Origin of the sequence: Massilia sp. Root351, assembly GCF_001425045.1 — a bacterium.
Taxonomy (GTDB): Bacteria; Pseudomonadota; Gammaproteobacteria; order Burkholderiales; family Burkholderiaceae_D; genus Rugamonas.
The window spans coordinates 145206-160067 of the sequence record NZ_LMDJ01000002.1; the positions used below are offsets into that span (position 1 = coordinate 145206).

The 14862-nt window shown below is 67.5% G+C and carries 11 protein-coding genes; 6 read left to right on the plus strand and 5 right to left on the minus strand.

Going from position 1 to position 14862, the window contains the following annotated elements; genetic code table 11:
- Nucleotides 1-67 precede the first annotated feature (67 nt).
- The gene (locus ASD15_RS05595) at nucleotides 68-2314 is read left to right on the plus strand and encodes a glycoside hydrolase family 88 protein (protein ID WP_082551587.1); all 2247 of its coding nucleotides are present in this window, start codon (nucleotides 68-70) and stop codon (nucleotides 2312-2314) included.
- Between the two features lie 47 nt (nucleotides 2315-2361).
- Nucleotides 2362-4005 carry a right-handed parallel beta-helix repeat-containing protein gene (locus ASD15_RS05600; protein ID WP_082551588.1) on the plus strand — a complete coding sequence of 548 codons (1644 nt, stop codon included), beginning with the start codon at nucleotides 2362-2364 and terminating at the stop codon, nucleotides 4003-4005.
- Nucleotides 4006-4034: 29 nt separating this feature from the next.
- Here ASD15_RS05600 and ASD15_RS05605 read toward each other — a convergent pair whose 3' ends face one another.
- The 4 genes from ASD15_RS05605 to ASD15_RS05615 all read right to left on the minus strand — a co-directional run bounded on the left by ASD15_RS05605 (nucleotide 4035) and on the right by ASD15_RS05615 (nucleotide 9669).
- Nucleotides 4035-6506, minus strand: coding sequence for a polysaccharide lyase 8 family protein (locus tag ASD15_RS05605; RefSeq protein ID WP_057153828.1), 2472 nt, complete (start codon nucleotides 6504-6506; stop codon nucleotides 4035-4037).
- 68 nt (nucleotides 6507-6574) lie between these two features.
- The gene (locus ASD15_RS32855) at nucleotides 6575-6787 is read right to left on the minus strand and encodes a hypothetical protein (RefSeq protein WP_200953925.1); all 213 of its coding nucleotides are present in this window, start codon (nucleotides 6785-6787) and stop codon (nucleotides 6575-6577) included.
- 98 nt (nucleotides 6788-6885) lie between these two features.
- Nucleotides 6886-7422, minus strand: coding sequence for a hypothetical protein (locus ASD15_RS05610; RefSeq protein ID WP_057153829.1), 537 nt, complete (start codon nucleotides 7420-7422; stop codon nucleotides 6886-6888).
- A 12-nt stretch (nucleotides 7423-7434) separates the two neighbouring features.
- Nucleotides 7435-9669, minus strand: a complete 2235-nt coding sequence (locus tag ASD15_RS05615) for a carbohydrate-binding protein (RefSeq protein WP_082551589.1) — start codon at nucleotides 9667-9669, stop codon at nucleotides 7435-7437.
- A gap of 211 nt (nucleotides 9670-9880) precedes the next feature.
- On the opposite strand from ASD15_RS05615, the gene ASD15_RS05620 reads away from it, so the two are divergent.
- The 4 genes from ASD15_RS05620 to ASD15_RS05635 are packed head-to-tail and all read left to right on the plus strand — an operon-like array spanning nucleotide 9881 to nucleotide 13664.
- Nucleotides 9881-10507: a LemA family protein gene (locus tag ASD15_RS05620; protein WP_200953926.1), complete on the plus strand. Its 627-nt coding sequence runs from the start codon at nucleotides 9881-9883 to the stop codon at nucleotides 10505-10507.
- 1 nt (nucleotide 10508) lies between these two features.
- Nucleotides 10509-11438 carry a YgcG family protein gene (locus ASD15_RS05625; protein ID WP_057153831.1) on the plus strand — a complete coding sequence of 310 codons (930 nt, stop codon included), beginning with the start codon at nucleotides 10509-10511 and terminating at the stop codon, nucleotides 11436-11438.
- Nucleotides 11439-11440: 2 nt separating this feature from the next.
- A complete protein-coding gene (locus ASD15_RS05630; RefSeq protein ID WP_057153832.1) occupies nucleotides 11441-11938 on the plus strand; it encodes a TPM domain-containing protein in 498 nt (165 codons plus the stop codon).
- 46 nt (nucleotides 11939-11984) lie between these two features.
- Nucleotides 11985-13664: a Na/Pi cotransporter family protein gene (locus tag ASD15_RS05635; RefSeq protein ID WP_057153833.1), complete on the plus strand. Its 1680-nt coding sequence runs from the start codon at nucleotides 11985-11987 to the stop codon at nucleotides 13662-13664.
- Between the two features lie 16 nt (nucleotides 13665-13680).
- Here the strand turns inward: ASD15_RS05635 and ASD15_RS05640 are convergent, their stop codons facing one another.
- Complete coding sequence (locus tag ASD15_RS05640; RefSeq protein WP_057153834.1) at nucleotides 13681-14841, minus strand: ABC transporter substrate-binding protein; 1161 nt, start codon at nucleotides 14839-14841, stop codon at nucleotides 13681-13683.
- Nucleotides 14842-14862: the final 21 nt, after the last annotated feature.

Here is a 14862-nt window from a genome sequence, read left to right on the forward strand (position 1 = left end):
CATTTGCCGAAATGCTTAGGTAACGTTAACACATCGCATTTTCCGTCCCTGCAAACAAGGAGTATTGATGACACAGACAGCACCCCCAGTCCTGCGGCAACGCCGGCTGCACGCGGCCCTATGCCTGGCTTTGCTGGCGGCGCCGGCGGCAGCGCTGCGCGCCGAACCTGCAACTGCCGCGCGCGCGGTATCCAGCCACGCCGGCGCGGCCGCCGTGCTCGGCGTGATGCAGCGCGTAGCGGACTGGCAGCTGGCCCATCCCAGCAGCTATCCGGAGGATGACTGGACGCAGGCGGTTGGCGATGCGGGCATGATGGCGCTGGCCGGCATCTCCGGCGAACGCCGCTACCGCGACGCCATGCTCGCTGTGGGCGAGCGCAACCGCTGGAAGCTGGGCCCCAGTATGTATCACGCGGATGACTACGCCCTCGGCCAGACATACGCCGAGCTGTATCTGCAGACGCGCGAGCCGAAGATGATTGCGCCCATGCGCGCCCAGTTCGACTTCATGCTGGAGAACCCGCGCGACGGCAGCCTGTATTGGGAAACGCCGGGCGTGCTGCACCGCTGGGCGTGGTGCGACGCGCTGTTCATGGGGCCGCCGGCCTGGGCGCGCCTGTACGCGGCCACCGGCGACCAGCGCTATCTCGATTTTGCGGTGAAGAACTGGTGGCTCACATCGGACTATCTGTACGACCAGGAGGAGCACCTGTACTACCGCGATAGCCGCTACTTCAGCAAGCGCGAAGCCAATGGCCGCAAGGTGTTCTGGGGGCGCGGCAACGGCTGGGTGATGGGCGGCCTGGTGCGCATGCTGCAATATCTGCCCGCGAACCATCCGTCCCGCCCGCGCTTCGTGCAGCAGTTCAGCGAGATGGCCGCCAAGCTGTTGACGCTGCAGCAGGCCGACGGCACCTGGCGCGCCAGCCTGCTCGACCCGGCCAGCTACCCTTTGCAGGAAAGCAGCGGCACCGGCTTGTACACTTATGCGCTGGCCTACGGCGTCAACCAGGGCATACTGGACCGCGCGCGCTTCGGCCCGGCGGCGGGCAAGGCCTGGGACGCGCTGGTGGCCAACGTCAACGCGGACGGCAAACTGACCCACGTGCAGCCCATCGGCGCGGATCCGAAATCCTACGATCCCAACTCCACCGACGTCTATGGCGTGGGCGCCTTCCTGATGGCGGGCAGCGAGATTTACCGCATGCGGCTGCTGGAAGGCGCGCGGTCCAGCGTGGTCGTGGTGCGCAACGGCGGCAGCCTGCACCGGGCGGACGAATCGGTGGAGGCGCCGCTGGCGGCAGGCATGGCGGGTGCCACGGGTGCGGCCCACGCCACGGGTGAGATAGCGCTGCTGGACGCAGCCACCTCGCGCATCGTGCCCAGCCAGCGCGTGGAGCAGGGCGTGCTGTTCCAGGCCACGCTGGCGCCGGGAGAAACGCGGCGCTACCACGTGCTGCCGCGCGCCGCGCTGCCGGCCGTGCCGCCGGTGGACGCCAAGGCCCATGCCCGCTTCGTGCCGGAGCGGCTGGACGATTTCGCATGGGAGAACGACCGCACCGCGCACCGCGTCTACGGCCCGGCCATCATGCGCGATCCGAAGGAGATGCTGGTCAGCGCCGGCGTGGACGTGTGGTCCAAGCGCACCCGCGCGCTGGTGATGGACAAATGGTACGCCAGCGGCGACTACCACACGGACCGGGGCGAGGGCATGGATTTCTACAAGGTGGGCAAGGCGCTCGGCTGCGGCGGACTGGCCGTGTTCGACGGCGGCCGGCTGCATCCCGCGTCGTCCAACTTCAGCAAGTGGAAGGTGCTGGCGGACGGCCCGCTGCGCGCCGTCTTCGAGCTGACCTACGAGCAGTGGGACGCGGGCGGGCGCCAGGTGTCCGAGCTGCGCCGCGTGTCGATCGACGCGGGCACCAATTTCAGTCGCGTGGAGAGCCGCTTCGCCGTGCGGGGCGCGCCCAAGGCCGGCCTGGAGATCGGTGTCGGCATTGCGCAGCGCGAAGGCGAGGGGCGCTACAGCCAGGGCAAAGGCTGGATGAGCTATTGGGAACCGCCTCACGGAACAGCCGGCGCGGACGGCAGCGCGGCGTGCGCGGTGCTGCTGGACGGGCGGCACATGCCGCATGAGGGCCAGTACCTGGCGGTTGGCAAGGCGCAGGCGGGCAAGCCCTTTGTCTACCACCTGGGCGCGGGCTGGAGCAAGAGCGCCGACTTCCCCACGCCGGAAGCGTGGGAGCGTTACGTCAAGGAAGCTGCGCAGCGCCTCGCCGAGCCACTCTCCGTCAACATCGAAGCCGGAAAATAACGTTAATATTCGCCCCTGCGCGGGGCGATCCTATAAAGGAATAACTGATGAAGTTTGTGACACTTGCAATGATGCTGGCGGCAGCGTGGGGCGGGCATGCGCGGGCAGCGGATACTCCGCCCGCGGTGCATATCGATTGTTCGGCTGCCGCAGCCGGCGCGGGCAGCCTGCGGCAGCCCCTGAACAGCCTTGCGCAGCTGAACGCCATCCGCTTCCAGCCTGGCACGCGCATCCTGTTCAAGCGCGGCGCCACCTGCCACGGCAGCTTCCAGCCCATGCCGGGCAGTTCGGGAACGCCGGGCGCACCGATTGTGGTGGACAGCTACGGCGATGCGGCCTTGCCGCGTCCCGCGATCGCGGCCGGCTGCCGTTCATCGCGCCCCGACCCCACGCAGGAGAGGACCGAGGCCAGCAAGCGGCCCGAGGGCGTGAGCCCCTACCATACGCTGTGTACCGCCGGCGACGGCCCGGTCAACCGCGCCGCGCTGCACCTGTTCAATGCCGAGCACTGGGAAATCAACGGACTGGAGCTGAGCAATGACGGGCTGGAGGAAGCGGGGCGCGTCGGGCTGCTGGTGCAGCTGGAGGACTTCGGCACCGGGCGCCACTACCGCATCAACGACGTGCTGGTGCACCATGTGCGCGGCTACCTGAAGGACGAACCGGGCCGCAAGCTGGCCTACAAAGCCACCGGCGGCATCCTGTTCGAGGTCACGCGCGACAGCGAGCGCAGGGGCGCGCGCCAGAAGAAGACCAATTTCGACGACGTGCTGGTTGAAAACAGCGAGATCTACCACGTGGACGGGATCGGCCTGTCGAACCGCTCGGCCTGGATGTGCCGCCCGCGCGGCGCGCCTTGCGGCGATTTCCCGCCCTATAAGAACAACCCCGGCTACCTGCAGGAGAGCGCGGCGCAGGCCGCGACCGAGTTTTATCCGTCCACGCGGCTGGTGTTCCGCAACAACCGGATCCACGACATCGGCGGCGACGGCATCGTGGTGCGTACCGCAACGGCGCCGCTGGTTGAAGCCAACCTGCTGTACGACATCTGGATGCGCTCGCCCGGCAACAGCGCCGGCGCCTGGGCCATCAACACGGACGGCGCCGTGTTCCAGTACAACGAAGTGCATGGCGTGCGGCTGCGGCCGGAACTCGAGGCGGTCGACGGCATGGCTTTCGACGCCGACATGGGCACGCGCGGCACGCGCATCTACGCCAACTACAGCCACGGCAACGCCGGCGGCCTGATGCTGTTCTGCGCCTGCGGCAAGGATGGACTGGGCCAGCGGGCCATGGTGGAGGATGTGGTGGTGGAGCGCAACCTGAGTCTGAACGACCGGCGGCGCGCCATCCTGATGGCTGGGCTGGACAACGCGGTCGTCAGCGGCAACCTGATCGTGACCGCCGGCGCCACGCCGCTGCTGGAAAGCCACGACAACGGCACCAGCGACACGATCGAATTGCGCGGCAACCGGTTTGTCGACACCAGCGGCAGCGGGGCATTGTACCGCCCGTTCAAGAAATCCGGCAGCTACGCCCGCCATGCCTGGCGCGGCAACACTTTCCACGGCTATCCGGCCAGCGCGGAAAGCGGCACGGCGGTGCCGGCGGCGGAGGCCGATGCAGCGGCGCTGGTCGAGCAATGGTTCACCGACACCCAGTTCCGCCAGCGCGGCTACCGCCCGCGCTGAGTCGGGCGGCAAGGCGGCCCGGGGCCGCTTCAGGGCCGCTTCAGTTCGAAGCGCGCCTGATGGGATTTACCCGCCGAGCCTTTCACCGCCACGGTCATCTTGATGGTGGGGCTCAATTGCTGCACCGTGATGGCCGGGTCGTGCAATAGCACGGCGCGCGCGCTGCGGTGCAGCTCCAGGTGGATCACGTCCGTGTTCTCCTGGGTGGGATCGGCCACGGCCAGCTGCAGGCCGGCGCCATCCTGCTGCACCACCACGGCGGCCTTGCGGTCGCTGGCCAGGTAGGGCTTGCCCGACACCTTCACGGTCTTGGCCGCGTCTTCCCAGAACACCATGCCGGTCAGGCCCAGCGCGCTGTCGGTCACCGCTGTGGCGCTGGCCGAGCGTTCCGCCACGCGCACCGGGTTGGCGGCCGCGAACGCCGCCACCTGGGCCGCGCTGCGGTTGGGCAGCAGGATGAAAGTGTAGGCGCCGTCTGTAGGGCGCACGCCATGCGGCAGCGCCAGGCTCAGATAGCTGGCGCTGACTTGCCGGGTGGAGCCTTCGGCATTGATGTCGCGCCAGGCGCCGGTGCGCGTCTCGCGCAGGCCTTGCACGGTGGGCGCATCCGGGAACACATAGCCGATGTCCGCGCCGGGCACGCTGCCCGCGAGGTGCGCCCATTTCGTGTTCGGCAGCGCCTGCGACCAGCCCGCGCCAGCCGGCTGGCGCATGCCGTTGACGGTCAGCGCATTGTCGCCGCCGGCATTGAGCTTGCGGTTCTCGACGATGGTTTCCACCGGCCTGGCGGCAGGGTCGGCGGGGGCGGCGGAGATCGCCGAGCCCACCGCCACCACGCGGTCGCCGAACAGGAACCAGGCTTTCCTGCCCTGCAGGCCGCTGTCGCTCCATGCCTTGGTGGAGAAGTCCATGCCGATGGCGGCATGCTGGCCCGCCAGCTCCGCGCCGCCCACGGCGGACTTGTCGTTGCTGTACAGCTTCCATTTCTCCGGCGTGCCGCTGCCGCCATGGTCGGTGGTGGTGCCGGGCATGCGCCATGCATCGGCGGTGGGCCAGTAGTTGCCGCTGTACTGGGTCTGGTCGGCGTTGTAGAGGGAGTGCGTGCCGGCGCCGGTCCACCAGCCGCGCAGGTTTTCGCCGTTGCCGGATTCGAAGGAGCTGATGCGCTTCGAGAACATCGCCAATGCGAAAGCGTGACCGGGACGGCGCTGCACGGCGCGGTCGGTGGCCGGGTAGTAGCGGGTTTCCACCGCCTCGGCCAGTGGCGCCACGGCGGCATCCCGCTGCAGCGCCTTCAGCAGCCCCATTTGATAGACCGGCAGGCCGGCGTAGATGCCGGGCACCGCCGTCGCCACCGGCGTGAAATAGGACGCGCCGAAAGTGCGGTCGCGCTGCAGCCAGCCTTTCAGCACGGCTTTCAGCTGCGCCCCCTGCGCGGGCGGCAGCACTTCGGCCAGTTCCGCCATCGTACCCGTGACCGTGCGGCCCACGCCGTGGTCGGAATAGAATTCGCGCGAAATCGAGCGGCCGCGCTGCATGTCCATCATGGCGCCGTCGTAGATGAACGGGCGGTAGGCCCGCATGGACCACTCGAAGGGCAGGCCGGCATTCGGGTCCGTGAGCTGCCAGGGCGAGCCGTTCAGCACATAGTACAGCGCCGCGATATCGGCCATGATGACCACGCCGTAGCCGCCGATATAGGACACGTAGCTATGCTGGACAAAGGAGCCGTCGGTATAAAACCCGTCGCCGCTGCTCACGTAGGGCAAGGCCTGGCTGATGGCGTCGCGGCCCTGGGCGATCTTGGCGGCGTGCTTGCCGTTCACGCCGCGCATAATGGCGACGAAAGCCTTGTCGAGGCGGTTGGCGCCGGTTTCTTCGGTGCGCGACAGGGTGCCGGATGGCGTGGTGCGCCAGGCGGGATCGGGCACATGGAAATCGATGGCGGCCAGGCAGCGTTCCAGCTGTTCCGGCGCAAGCAGGCCGCGCACCGCCAGCACGGCCTCGTTGAGCGCCATCGGCGCGCCGATCTGCCAGTCCCACCAGTTGTTGTAGGCATGCCGGCCGGCGGTGTAGCGGTGCTTGCTCATCCAGTCCAGCCCGTCCACCACGGCAGCGCCCAGCGCGGCATTGCCGTGCAGCGCAGACTTGGGCGAGGCATACACGGCGGCCATGGCGGCCAGACGCCGGTAGGCGCTGGTGACGTGGGCGGACACGGTGGTGGAGGCCAGGTCGGGCCAGAGCGCGGCGCGTTCCGGCGCGGTCTGCATGGACGACCAGTAGCGCTGCGCGTTGGCGTCGTCGAGCTGGAGTTGGGCGGCGATCTGCTGGTCGGCGGTATCGGCCGCAGCGCCGCCGGCCGCGCGCAGCAGCCACTTGGCGCGCATGTCGTCGAAGTCATCGGCCAGCGCCGGCGTCACCGGCTGGCAAGCGTGCAGCACAGCGGCCAGCAGCAGGCTGCGCCGCCAGGCCGGGCGAAACGGTGGTAAACGATGCCGCATCAAGCTCTCCTCAAGATTATCGGTTCGAGCCTATGATAACGTTAACCTAGCCGTCGCGCCACATTTGGCTACACCCGCTGGCAGTCCTGCGCTTCCCCGGTGCTCACTTCGAAGGCGTGCAGCTGTTCTATCATCGCCGCCGGCGTGAGCAGCACTTCGGGCAGGTAGCGGCCTGCGGCCGCCGGAGCGCCGCTGTCCAGTCCCAGCAGGCGTTCCAGTCCCAACGCCACGCCCAGCGCGGTCAGCGGCGCCGCCCATGTCCTCGTCGTCCAGCACTGCACCTATGCCGACGGTGTCGAGCGCGGCGAATTCATTGGCGACATGCAGCACCGGGAAGACGGCGGCATAGCTTGCAAGCGCATGCCGCCTTGCCTGACGCTTACGCCGGCTGCTGGCGCTGCCTGCGCGGGGAACGCATGGCCAGCAGGCCCACGGCCATCAGCAGCGCCGTGCCGGGCAAGGGGATGGCGTTGATGGCGAAGGATTGCAGCGGCGAATCGTCCAGCTGCGCCGGGCTGTAGAAGGCGTCATTGCTCCAGTCGAACAGGCCGTTGCCGGCCGAGGTGTCCAGCGTCAGCGTGGCGCCCAGGTCCAGCAGCGTGAGGTAGAAGCCGGCGTCCTGCTCGCCAGGAACCGCCGGATTGGTGTTGGCCAGGAATACCCACGATTCCGGCTGTGCGTTCTCCAGGTTCCACACCTTGTCGATGGTGGTGGTCTGCGCCAGGTCCACCAGCGTGCCGGTGATTTGCGTGATGCGGTATGGCGAGGCGCCGTCGTAGTAGAACTGGCCGCTGAACTGGCCGTCGCGCCAGGTGGCGTCGAGCTGGTACCAGCCCATGTGCGCAGCCAGGGCCGATGGCGAGAACAGGCTGAGCGCGAGTGCGCCCAGTGCGCAGAGTGCATAGAACTTTTTCATTTGGTTTCCTTGTTATGGCACGAGCAGTTCGTCGATATTGGCCAGGCTCTGGCCGGTGGATTCGAAGCGCAGCGTGTTGTTGCTGCCGGCGGCCAGGTTGACGGTGGCGGTCATGGTGGTCCAGGCGGTCCAGCCGCCGGTGATCTTGAAGGTGATGGGCTGCGGCACGCCGTTCACTTTCAGCACCCCGGTGCGCGGCGTTGGATTGCCGTTGGCGTAGCGGATGGTGATGGTCTTGGCGCCGCCCGCGCCGCCGTTGATGCGGCCGAATTCCGCGCTGCCGCCGCTGGACGGGAAGGACAGGAAACCGGTGTGGCGGTATCCCGCGCGGTCGGTTTTCGCAGCCGTTCCGCCGCCCACGATGGCCGTTTCCGCCTGCACCGTGCCGCTGCCGTCGTACGGGATGTGCACCGGGTCCTGCGGGAAGGACGTGGCGCCATGGCCCAGGTAGAAGCTGGGGTGCGGCGGCTGGTTGTAGCCGGCGTTCTGTCCCGCCACCTGGGTGCGGTACTGCGGGTTGTGCATCAGGGTGTTGATGCGCGTGGCGGTGGGAATGGTGGTGCTGTAGACCTGCAGCTCGGTATTGGCGGCGTTGCGCCAGACGACTTCCTCGCGCCAGTCGCCGAACAGGTCGGCCGTGAGCACCGGCGTGGCCTTGGTGCCGTTGTTGGAGGCGGCGCCGTTGAGGGCCGCGTCCACGATCTTGCTGCCGGTGCGGGTGACCGGGTCGAACTTGTCGATCGAGGTGCTGCCCATCGGTTCGCGCAGCAGGTCGCCGTCCCACCAGGCCGCGAAGTTCATGTAAGCGGTGGGCGCGGTGGCGTTGATCAGCGCGCCGGTGGCGGTGCGGAAGCCGCCCCGGCTGGCCCAGCATTCCTCGCCTTCGTAGTTCGGATCGACGTCGAAGCACACGCCGCGCCCCACGTCCGCGTTGGAGCCGCTGGCGCCCCAGATCAGCGCGCCGGTGGCCGCGTCGTGCATGCCGGAGCCGGTCACGCCGTAGACCGACGGGGTTTCGTGGATCATGTACACCTGCTGGCCCGCGCGGTTCGGGTCGAATTTACCGAAGTGCAGGGCGTCGCCGTGGCCCAGGCCGGTGGCGTACTTGAACTGGCCATAGCTGTCGATGGTGGCCGCGCCGTACACGATGTCGTCCTTGCCGTCGCCGTCGGCGTCGCCGGTGGCGAACCAGTGCGCGCCCTGGCCGCGCGCGGCGGCGCCGGATTCATTGGTGTCGAATACCCAGCGGCTGGTGAGCGCGCCGTCGCGCCAGTCCCACGCGGCGATCACGGCGCGCGTGTAGTAGCCGCGCGAGAAGATGGCGCTGGGGCGGGCGCCGTCCACATTGGCCACGCCACCCAGGAAGCGGTCGACCCGGTTGCCGTAGCTGTCGCCCCAGGAGGACACGGTGCCCCGCGCTGGCAGGTAGTTGGTGGTCTTCATGGCGGCGCCGGTCAGGCCGTTGAACACGGTGAGGAATTCCGGTCCGGTCAGGATGTAGCCCGCGCTGTTGCGGTGGTCCGCAGTGGCCGAGCCGATTACCACGCCCAGGCCGTCCACGGTGCCGTCGGCGGTCTTGGCCATCACCTCGGCCTGGCCGTCGCCGTCGAAGTCGTAGGCCAGGAAGGTGGTGTAGTGGGCGCCGGCGCGGATATTCCTGCCCAGGTCGATCCGCCACATGCGTGTGCCGTCCAGCTTGTAGGCGTCCAGGTAGGTGTTGCCGGTGTAGCCGGACAGCGAATTGTCCTGCGCGTTGGTCGGCTGCCACTTGATGATGATTTCATAGGTGCCGTCGCCATCCAGGTCGGCAGTGGAACCATCGTTGATCTCGTAGGTGTAGGCCTGGCCGGTGGGGGTGACGCCCGCCGGCGGCGTTTGCACCGGGATCGATTTATAGGCGTTGGCCCAGGTTGCGCCAGCGTCGAAGCCTGGCTGTTCCACGCCGCCCACCACCGCGCGCACCGAGTAGCTGCCGGCTATCGTGCCGGCTGTGTCGGTGTAGTTGAGGGCGTCCAGCGGGGCGGCGTTCAGCTTGGTGGCGCCGCGGTATACATTGAAGGTGGTGCCTGCCGGGTCGCCGGCCAACTGGCGCCAGCTGATAAACACGCCGGCGGCGGACTTGATGGCGACCGCGCCGCGATTCAGGTTTTCGATCTGCTTGCCGGGTGAAGTGATGACGGCGCCGGCACTGCCGGCCATGGCCATCAATGCAAGTAGGACGTACGAGGCTGTTGCTTTCCGAAGCATGGTTTTGTCTCCCTTTGGATGGATTGTTTTTGCCCTGCGCTGCCAAAGGTACTGGAAAAAGTTTGCAAAATGTTCATGCGGGGTGGGCGTGGATGCAATCGCTCAACAAGTCGAGCAAAGCCGTTGTATTCGCGTCTGCGGCCCTGTCATGCGCCACCGCGCCCTACATGCGTATAGACTGGTAGCAAACAAGATCAGCCTCGGAGGGCATATGCGCGGGTTCGCAACACGGTTCGGAATGCTGATGCTGCTGGCGGCCACGCTGCTGCTAAGCGGGTGCGGCTACAACACGCTGCAGGCGGGCGACGAGCAGGTCAAGGCCAACTGGTCCGAAGTGGTGAACCAGTACCAGCGCCGGGCCGACCTGGTGCCCAACCTGGTCAATACGGTAAAGGGCTACGCGGCGCATGAGAAGGAAGTGCTGACGCAGGTGGCCGAGGCGCGCTCCAGGGCGGGCGCCATCCAGGTGACGCCGGAGCTGCTGAACGATCCGGCGGCGTTCGCGCGCTTCCAGGAGGCGCAGGGCCAGCTGTCCGGCGCGTTGTCGAAGCTGATCGCGGTGAGCGAAAACTATCCGCAGCTGAAGGCGGATGCCGGTTTCCGCGACCTGCAGGCGCAGCTTGAGGGCACGGAGAACCGCATTGCGGTGGCGCGCAACCGCTACATCAAGTCGGTGCAGGACTATAACGTGACGGTGCGCTCCTTCCCCACCAACCTGGTGGCGATGATGTTCGGCCACGGCGTGAAGCCCAACTTCTCGGTGGAGAACGAAAAGGCCATTTCCACGCCGCCGGCGGTCAATTTCGACACACCGCCCAAGCCGCAGCCAGGGAAGTGACATGGCTGCCCTCCGGCTCTGGCTACTGGGTTTGCTGCTGGCGTGCGCGCAGTGCCTGCACGGCGCCGGCGCGCAGGAACTGGCCGCCGTTCCTGCGCTGAGCAGGCCGGTCACGGATTTGACAGCCACGCTGGACGCCGCGCAAACCGCCCGGCTGGAGGAAAGCCTGCGCGCCTTCGAACAGCGCAAGGGCAGCCAGATCGCGGTGCTGATCGTGAAGAGCACGAAACCCGAGGCCATCGAGCAGTTTGCCATCCGGCTGGCGGAACAATGGAAAATCGGCAGGAAGAAGGTGGATGACGGGGCGATCCTGATTGTCGCCAAGGATGACCGTGCCTTGCGCATCGAGGTGGGCTATGGGCTGGAGGGGGCGCTCAATGACGCCACCAGCAAGCGCATCATCGAGGAAGCCATCACGCCGCGCTTTCGCAACGGCGATTTCCATGGCGGCATCGCCGCCGGTCTGGACAGCATGATGAAGGTGATAGACGGCGAACCGTTGCCGCCGCCGGCCACGGGCGGACAGGCGGGGCAGTCCGGGCAGTTCTTCTCCGGTGGCATAGGGCAGATGCTGCCGGTTGCACTGGTGGCAGCGGTGGTGCTGGGCGGCGTGCTGCGCGCAGTGCTGGGACGTTTCGCGGGGGCGGCGGTCACCGGCGGCGTGATCGGCGTCGGCGCCTTCCTGATGGCGGGCGTGCTGGCCGCAGTGCTGGCGGGCGGCATCGCCTTCCTGTTTACGCTGCTGGGCGGGGGACGCTCGGGGCTGGGCGGCATGTCGCGGGGGCGCAGCCACGGCGGCTGGATCGCCGGCGGGCTGGGCGGCCTGGGCGGCGGGATTGGCGGTGGCGGAGGTGGCGGCTTCGGCGGCGGCGGTGGCTGGGGCGGCGGGGGCGGCGGCTTTGGCGGCGGCGGCGCATCGGGAAGGTGGTAGCCATGGATATCCGGCGTTTCCTGCGGCACCTGTTCACCACCCGTGCGGCTGTCAGGCGGCACTTCCCGCCGGCGTCCTTGCAAGCTATCGAGGCCGCGATCGCCGAGTCCGAGCGCGGCCACCGGGGCGAGATCCGTTTCGTCATTGAGCCGGCGCTGGATCCGGGGCAGCTGATGGAAGGCATGGCGCCGCGCGAGCGCGCGCTGGAGGTGTTCTCCGAGCTGCGAGTGTGGGATACTGAAGAAAACAGCGGCGTGCTGGTTTACGTGCTGTTTGCCGACCACGCCATCGAGATCGTGGCCGACCGGGGCATCCATGCTGCCGCCGGCCAGCCGGCCTGGAAGCGCATCGCGGCGGACATGGAAACCGCCTTCGCCGCCGGCGATTATGGGGCGGGCGCGCTGCGCGGCATTGCCGCAGTGACGGCCGAACTGCGGCGCCATCTGCCGCCCGGCGGCGGCGGGGTGGACGAACTGCCGGACGAGGTGACGCTGCTCTGATTGGCGCAGGACGCGTGGTGGCGGATAGCGGATAGCGGAGGCAAGGATGGGAACGAAAGTCCTGCTGGACCTGCTGGGCGGCGTGGCCTTGCTGCTGTGGGGCTTGCACATGGTGCACAGCGGGATCGTGCGCGCGTTCGGCACCAGGATCAGGCGCATCCTGGGCCTGATTCTGCAAAGCCGCTACCGTGCGTTCGCCGCCGGCGTCGGGGTCACCGCCGTGCTGCAAAGCAGCACCGCTACCGCGCTGATGCTCAGCTCATTTGCCGCTTCCGGCCTGGTGGGCCTGGTGCCCGCGCTGGCCGTCATGCTGGGCGCCAACGTGGGCACCACGCTGATCGTCCAGCTGCTGTCATTCGACTCCTCCGCTTTCGCGCCGCTGCTGCTGATAGGCGGCGTGGCCGCGTTCAAACGGGGCAGCCGCACCATCGTCAAGGACCTGGGCCGCGTGGCCATCGGCCTGGGCCTGGTGCTGCTGTCACTGCACCTGCTGCTCGACAGCCTGGCGCCGGCCGAACATGCGCCGGCCGTGCGGACGCTGTTCTCGGCCATCACCGGCGAACCGCTGCTGGCGCTGCTGATCGGCGCCGCGCTCACCTGGGCGGCGCACTCCAGCGTCGCCATCATCCTGTTGACGATGTCGCTGGCCGCCTCGCAGTTCGTGTCGCCGGTGGCCGCGCTGGCCCTGGTGCTGGGCGCCAACCTGGGCAGCGCGCTCAATCCGCTGGTGGAAGGGGCGGCCAGCAGCAATCCTGCCGACCGCCGTCTGCCGGTGGGCAACCTGATCAACCGTGTTGTGGGGTGCGTGCTGTTCCTGCCGCTGCTGGACCCCGCCGTGCGGCTGATCCAGGCCATCGATCCTAACCCGGTGCGGCTGGCGGCCGACTTCCATGCGCTGTTCAACCTGGTCATGGCGCTGCTGTTCATCCTGCCGCTGGGCGCCTTCGCGCGGCTGCTCGAGCGGCTGCTGCCGGATGTGAAGAACGGCAGCGATCTGTCGGTGCCGCTCTACCTCGGCGCCAGCGTGAACGACCCGCCTTCGGTCGCGCTGGCGTGCGCCGCGCGCGAGACGCTGCGCATGGGCGATATCGTCGACACCATGCTGGAGCAGGCCATGACGGCCATCCTGACCAACGACCGCAAGCTGGTGTACGAAGTGAGCCAGAAGGACAACGCGGTGGACCGCCTGCACGAGGCGGTGAAGCTGTACGTAATCAACGTGACGCATGGTTCGCTGGACGAGGCGGACGCGCGGCGCGCCGTGGAGGTACTGAGCCTGGCGATCAACCTGGAACATATCGGCGACATCATCGACAAGAACCTGATGGAACTGGCCAGCAAGAAGATCAAGCGCCAGCTGCAGTTCTCCGCCGAGGGCGCGCGCGAGCTGGAAGAATTCCACCGCGTGGTGCGCGACAATTTGCGGGTGGCGATGGCGATTTTCCTGTCCGGCGACCTGAAATCGGCGCGCCGCCTGCTGAGCGAGAAGTCGCGCATCCGGGAGCTGGAATTCGCCGCCTCCGAGAACCATATCGCGCGCCTGAAAGAGGGGCGGATCGAGAGCATCGAAACCAGCTCGCTGCACATCGACATCCTGCGCGACCTGAAGCGCATTCACTCGCACATCTGCTCGGCCGCGTATGCCGCGCTGGAGACGGCGGGTGAGCTGGACCGGTCGTTCGCGCGCTGGCGCGATACCGAGACCGATATGGCGCGCGGCAAGTAGGCCGGAGCCCGCGCGCCTACAGCTTGCTGGCCGGGACCGGCTTGCCTTTTTGGACCCTGCTCAGGTAGACCTTGTTCAAGCCCTGGTGGTCCTGCGGTCCGAAGGCGATATCGAGGCCGCCCAGGTTGACGTTCATTTTTTCCAGCGCGGCCAGGAAACCGGTGCGTGTCAGGTCGGGGCCGGCCTTCCTCAAGCCTTCCACCAGCGCCACCGCGTCGATGTAGCCTTCGAGCGAGGTGTAGTCGAATTCGCTCGCGCCGGCGGCCTTCATGTCGGCCTGGTACTGCTTGACGATGGGGACGGACTCGTCGAACGGCGACGGTACCACCTGGGTGATGTAGACGCCTTCGGCAGCATCGCCGGCCGCCTTGATGAAGTTGGCCGTGCCGACAAAGGACAGGTTGAAGAACTTCGGCTTGTAGCCGGCCGCGTGCGCTTTCTGCACCAGCGCCGCGCAGGCCTTGTAGGTGCCCACCATGAGCACCGCTTCGGGCCTGGCCGCCAGCAGGGCGGCCAGGCCGGCGTCGACGTTCTCGGTGTTGCGCATGTAGTGGCCTTCGGCGGCAATGCTCATCTTGCGCTTCTGGAGCGCCAGCAGCAGGCCTTCCTTGCCCACCTTGCCATAGGTGTCCTCCTGGTAGAACAGGCCGATTTTGGTAACGCCGGCGTCGCTGACCAGCCGTTCGACCTGCATCTCGATCTCGTTGAAGTAGGACGAGCGGATGTTGAAGACGTACTTGTTGACCGGCGCGCGCAGGAATTCGGCGCCGGTGAAGGCGCCGAAGAACGGCACGGCATTGTCGACCACCAGCGGCAGGGCAGCCTTGCTGGTGGGCGTGCCCACATAGCCGAACAGGGCGAACACGTTGTCTTTCTTGATCAGCTTTTCGGTGGCGCTGGCGGTGCGCGGCGGATCGTAGCCATCGTCCTCGCTGACCAGGGTGATCTTGCGTCCGTTGATGCCGCCGGCCGCGTTCACCTTCCTGAAGTATGCCTCGCTGCCAGACTTGATACCCTGGCCCAGGCCCGCAGTCGGCCCGCTCAGCGCATTGGCCATGCCGATCTTGATTTCGGTGGCGGTGACCCCGCTTTCGGCCCTGGCAGCCGAAGTGAGCGAAGCGAGCGACAGCGACGCCAGGAACAGGGCGGCGGCAGAAATATGCATTTTGGTTGTCATCGTTTCCACCTTTCAGGTTGA